3 protein-coding genes and 1 pseudogene are annotated in these 4,312 nt (G+C 40.1%); all 4 read left to right on the top strand.

The window, feature by feature from the left end; translation table 11 throughout:
* Positions 1–379: pseudogene (locus ACT3RN_RS14725) on the top strand (hypothetical protein); the annotation flags it as partial.
* 98 nt (positions 380–477) lie between these two features.
* Positions 478–1,689, top strand: a complete 1,212-nt coding sequence (locus ACT3RN_RS14720) for a DUF2931 family protein (RefSeq protein WP_444518765.1) — start codon at positions 478–480, stop codon at positions 1,687–1,689.
* Between the two features lie 112 nt (positions 1,690–1,801).
* Positions 1,802–3,748, top strand: coding sequence for a phospholipase effector Tle1 domain-containing protein (locus ACT3RN_RS14715; RefSeq protein WP_442063202.1), 1,947 nt, complete (start codon positions 1,802–1,804; stop codon positions 3,746–3,748).
* Positions 3,749–3,758: 10 nt separating this feature from the next.
* Complete coding sequence (locus tag ACT3RN_RS14710) at positions 3,759–4,226, top strand: hypothetical protein (protein WP_442063200.1); 468 nt, start codon at positions 3,759–3,761, stop codon at positions 4,224–4,226.
* The last annotated feature ends 86 nt before the right edge of the window (positions 4,227–4,312 follow it).

Raw genomic sequence — 4,312 nt, 5'->3', positions numbered from 1 at the left:
TGAGTCGGGTCAGGTTAACCTCTCAAGTCCGAAGCGGATTAAGCTGCAAACGTCAGCTGGGGCTTCGATTACCATCGATGACAGCGGTATTAAGCTGGTATGCCCAGGCACGGTGAAGATTAAAGCGGTGAAGAAAGAGATGGTTGCGGGGGCTTTCGCAAAAAATGGTGTACTTGATTATAAAGATCCTTTCGATGAGATGTTTGTACTTAAAGATACCTTAGGTAACCCTATTTCTGGGTTTGCTTATAAAATCACTACTGGTGACGGTAAGATTTATCGAGGAATAACAAATAAAGAGGGTCAGACAACAAGAATTCATACAGGTGCTCAGGCTGTTGACATGACCGTAGAAGCAGACGATGAAGAATATGAGTAAGCCATAATTTTATACCAGTAAAAAATATTATTAATCAATAACTTGTGAAGGAAATCACTTCAAGACCCAGTGTAACTAAACTAATTTTAGGATGGCTAATGAAACCTAAAGTTAGGCAATGGATTAAATACTCCTTAACTATTGCATCAGTTTTTTTACTGTTGGCTATTTTGAGCCAAAAACTAATTTTCGAAGGTAGGTTTATGAGTATATTTGATGTATTTAGTTCTGAGCGCATCCAGTGGACTACTAGAATATTCGCTCCTCAACATTATCCAGTACGTTTGGTGACGGGAGATAATTTTTGGTTTTATAAAGGTGATCGCATCTACGGGTTTACTGGTGAGGCATACAATGGATTTCGTGATCATGGCAACCTTATTAAAGGCGGTATACCTGACAGCAAGGCTTTATTGCCCCATGCTGTGCAGCTAACATGGCTTGCTGAAACAGAGAGAAAATTTTATCAAGTACAAATACCATTGCCTCGTGAGAAAATACTTGAATTATTTGATACGCCCATCCCTGTCTTGAGCTGGGGTGTGAGAAAAATTGGCAATTATAAAGCAATTGATTTTGCTTTTGAGCCTGGAGGGCGTGTTCATTTGCGAGTTAGTGGCCAACAAACAATCACTCTTGATACCTTTACGGCAACAGAAATCCCAGTAGAATGGTGGTATTTTGCACGAGCTGAGAGTTTTGACTCTCGCTGGATCACTGAAGAAAAATACTATGCCTTAAGAGATCCTGAATTACCAGAATACGTCAAAGAAAGATATAAAAACGGCACAATACCCAAAGACCGCTGGCTAAACTACCATAGAACTAAATTTCCTTGGAAAGTAGCTATCACGGGTATCGATTTAGAAGCTTATCGTGTGCGCTTAGCAAACGGCAACTATTACTGGGTTGATCCTAATGACATGGCTGTCGAACGAACCAAAAGTAAGCAGTTCCCGACTGAATTTACTTTCAATTATATAGAAAATGGCAAACGCTATAGACATGTATTCTTTTTAACTGATTATGATGGTGGATTTAGTCATCCTGAACAGCCTGACGAAGCTGAACCTTTTTGGAAATTATTCAATGATTTCTTTTCTAATGTTGGTCAAAAAAGTTTCTCTACGTTAGAGTTCATTAAAGTTGGGGATATCAAAAATAGCAATGATCCTAATATCGCAAATTTGAATCTCAATACTCCAGAACCTGACCAAAACTTTGTCGCGCTACTCCACAATGGAGACACTATTGTTCAAGTGCGAATCTATCGCCACTTGCGTACTTTGCTACATGATGGTGACTTTTAAGAAGCAGTGTTAAAGAATGTTCGATGATATTTTTAATACGATATTTATTTACAACACTCTATTAAACAGTAGTCATGAGACAAGCAGATAAGACGAATACAAGAGAAAATTAATGAGTAAACAACCCACAGACAGCCAAGCAAATAATAAATCGCCAAGTGTGCCTATGGGCAATGGTGTCGCCAACCCTACTCCAAAATCTGAAGTACCTATAGAAATCAAAACGCTGGAAGTGAGTATCTTTTTTGATGGCACTTGGAACAACCGTGATAACTCACTACTATACAATGGAACAGACCGCTTTAACGATCTAGAAAACAGTCCTCAATCAAAGAATAAAGGTGATGCAAGCGCTTATGGTGGGCTGCCTAGAGGCCTGGAGGAAATGAATAAATACCGCTACAACCCAGATCTGCTCGTGAGTGATTCTGTGAGTTATTCACGTCTCCCTACTGGTGTAGATAGAATGGAGGGTGCCTACAAGGAAAACAGCCCTACCAACCGCAAGATATATGTTGATGGCGCAGGTACGATACAAAACTCTGACATACCAGGAAAAAGAGATATTTATTATGCGGACAACCCTATTGGCGCAGGATTGGGCTGGGGATCAACAGGAGCCAATGCAAAGATAGGTAAGGCGTTTTATCAACTCAATCAGATCATAGAAGAGACCAACGTAGCTGGAGATTATAGAATACTATTGATCAATTTGTTTGGCTTTAGCCGTGGCTCTGCTTCTGCTCGTATTTTTGCCAATATGTTACTCAATAGTGAGCCACTCAGTGAAGAGATACCTGAAAGCTCACGTAAAATCATCTTTCCAGAAGGCAAGCGTATGTCAGTGCAGCTTAAGTTCATGGGAATATTTGATACGGTTTCCTCTTTGGGGTTCAATCATGCGGACGATGAAGGATTAGATTTTGGTAACTATATCGAGGAAGCACCAAGTGACGAGTTGATCGGTAGTGTCGATCCAAAAGAGATGAATATCAATCTCAAACGCAATCAGGCCTCCCGTATCGTACATCTGGTCGCCAGTAACGAGTATCGAGATAAATTTGAATGTTATGATATTCGCGGTGCCGTAAAGCGCGGTCATGGTGTAGAGATTCATCTACCCGGCTGTCATACTGATCTCGGTGACGGTTTAGGCACCATGGGTAAAATTGCCTTTGAAGATAAGGGTGGTAAGATAGTTCCTGAGTATAAAGAGGGAGAAACCACAAAAATATGGTACGTCTCTGACCGCGATAATGATGACGTCGTCATCGCTCAAAAAGAAGTCAGCTTACGTAATCCAGACAAACCAATGGATAAAGAGGACAGGCAGGATCTCATAGACGATATCAAACCTTATAGCAGCTACGATGATAAACAGCCAAACGTGTTTAAAACCAAATCAAATGCGTTAGACCAAATGCAGCTGGCTGACTTTAATCAAGTCGCGCAGCACTTAATGGATACTGGTTTTTTTAAGGCTCCGATAGCGGGGGCAAAAAAAAATGAAATTGAGGTGATTGAAACCAATAAACGTATTTGGCGCTGGAAAATATTTCCCAGTAGTAAACAGCATCAGTGGATCAAAATCAACCGTGAGCAAATATCAATGCTCTACCCCATCATCCCCACCCATATCATGGTAGAGCTGGCAAAACGCTACGGTATCGATAATTTCAATGACGTTAAAATACACGAGTATAGTATTGAATATGGCACAACATACGATGACACATCAACTGAAAAATTTGGAGCAATAGCTAAGGATCTGACAGAACAAGCTCTCGCCTGGGATGAAGCATTAACTAAGAAATTTCAACCAGCTCATGAAACAGCAAAAGGGCTTGTATGCTTCGGTGCCACGTCACTACCTCTCGATGAGCTGATTCCATTGATACAGCCTAAAGACGAGCAAATCAAAAAGATCATGTATAATAAATACATACATTGGTCAAGTAATATCGCAACCGAAGGCATTGTTGCGCCATTCACCCTTGTAAGCTTAGGCCAAATTAATTATAGCACCAATAAATTCGAACGTACCTTCTATCATGGATAAGGAAATTATCATGAAAACATCATACCTCATCGCCAGCGGACTCACCGCAGTACTATTGACAGGCTGTATTAAAGATCCAGCAGGTATTCATAATACTAATGTAGATAATTACATTCTGAATAGTGAAGGTGGCTGGGCATTAGATTGTGTAACAAACCGTCCTTTGGGTTCTGACGGCGATTATTTTTGGGATTATAATAACCTACCTCATGGCACCGTAGACTATGTCTGTAAAGAAGGTAGAGCCTACCTACCTGGGCAAGCACCCAATTGTGATATGCAGGATGGTTTTTGCCCGCCTGATAAAGACACTAAAAAATGCTTTTCTGATGACTTAGGCTCATATTATTACAGCAAAGAATGTAACCAAAATTCAGGTGATCGAGTAGACGGATACTGGGATGGCGATAAATGGATGAATAGGGTATACAACGGAGGTGATGTCTACTATGTTGAAGGTAAATGGTTTGGTTTATAATTCAAGTTTCTAAAAAGTATTCACCTCTAAACAGATTAATATTTCTTTCTGAATATGTCATAAATAACAGCTTTCATCGTTAAGAG

Origin of the sequence: Psychrobacter sp. AOP5-GZ1-6, assembly GCF_052376345.1 — a bacterium.
GTDB lineage: Bacteria > Pseudomonadota > Gammaproteobacteria > Pseudomonadales > Moraxellaceae > Psychrobacter.
The sequence above is the reverse complement of the archived record's forward strand: the minus strand, read 5'-3'. Positions and strand labels throughout refer to the sequence as shown.

Excerpts from the sequence above, each read along its gene's own strand:
- ACT3RN_RS14710 (WP_442063200.1), top strand. The coding sequence starts at position 3,759 with ATGAAAACATCATACCTCATCGCCAGCGGACTCACCGCAGTACTATTG.
- ACT3RN_RS14715 (WP_442063202.1), top strand. The coding sequence starts at position 1,802 with ATGAGTAAACAACCCACAGACAGCCAAGCAAATAATAAATCGCCAAGT.
- ACT3RN_RS14720 (WP_444518765.1), top strand. The coding sequence starts at position 478 with ATGAAACCTAAAGTTAGGCAATGGATTAAATACTCCTTAACTATTGCA.